The sequence below is a fragment of the Streptomyces sp. NRRL S-118 genome (assembly GCF_000716335.1).
Lineage (GTDB): Bacteria > Actinomycetota > Actinomycetes > Streptomycetales > Streptomycetaceae > Streptomyces.
The window spans coordinates 901-1,277 of sequence record NZ_KL591067.1 but is presented as its reverse complement, the minus strand read 5'-3'; the positions used below and the strand labels follow the sequence as shown (position 1 = coordinate 1,277).

Here is a 377-nt window from a genome sequence, read left to right as displayed (position 1 = left end):
AAGAACTCCGCGTCGAACTCGCCGATGCGCTCCAGGAAGGCACCGCCACGGGTGTTGATCTTCCCGGGCTGGTCCGGGTCGGGGTCGTAGATGTCCGGGTCCCAGCCGCGGTCCGTGGGCAGCCCGCCCACCGCGTCGCGGCCTGCGGCCACGAGCTCCCACAGCTCCTCCGGCGACGTCACGCCACCGGGGTAACGGCAGCTCATGCCGACGATCGCCAGCGGCTCGTCCAGCGTGGACCGCTTGGGACGGGCCGCGGGCTTCGGCGCCTCCGCGCCGCCACCGAGGTCGGCGAGCAGCAGCCGTGCCACGGCCGCCGGGGTGGGATGGTCGAAGATCAGCGTGGCGGGCAGGCGCACGCCGGTGCTCTGGGTGAG

1 protein-coding gene is annotated in these 377 nt (G+C 73.7%); it reads right to left on the bottom strand.

The window, feature by feature from the left end:
* On the bottom strand, positions 1 to 377 hold a 377-nt coding region (locus IH00_RS43700; protein WP_199819889.1), incomplete at both ends, for an acyl carrier protein.